This is a genomic window from Paraburkholderia sp. BCC1885, assembly GCF_900996235.1.
Taxonomy (GTDB): Bacteria; Pseudomonadota; Gammaproteobacteria; order Burkholderiales; family Burkholderiaceae; genus Paraburkholderia.
Window position 1 is genome coordinate 1 of sequence record NZ_CAAJGM010000172.1, and the last position, 439, is coordinate 439.

1 pseudogene is annotated in these 439 nt (G+C 74.9%); it reads left to right on the plus strand.

Annotated features, from left to right (window positions below):
• A pseudogene (locus FQ755_RS16185) lies at nt 1-439 on the plus strand (rhomboid family intramembrane serine protease); the annotation flags it as partial.

A 439-nucleotide genomic window follows, 5' to 3' on the forward strand; every position in this document is an offset into this window, starting at 1 on the left:
CCGCGCCGGGCGACGTCGACAGCTTCCGCATCCGCTTTTCCGTGCAGACGCGCGCCGCCGATCCGCGCCGCCGCGCGCGCCACGGCGGCTTTCCCGGCAGCGGCACGTTGAGCTTCGGCGCGGCCACCGGCACGCTGTCGCTGGACGGCAGCGCCGGCGGCTGGATCGGCGCCCAGCCCTTCCACCTGGCGATCCCGCGCGCGCAGATCTTCGATGCCAGCAGCGCCGGCAAGCGCATCTTCTTCGATCTCCACACCCCCGACGGCGTGCTCGGCATCGCGCTGCAGGCCGCCGACGCGGCCGCCGCCGCGAGCATCGCCGATCGCCTGCCGATGCAGGTCACCTCCACCTTCGCCGCCGAACTCGACGCGCACGCGCGCTTCGGCGACCTGGTGCAGTCCCGGCCGCTCGCCTGGGCCACCTGGGGTTTGGTGGCGGC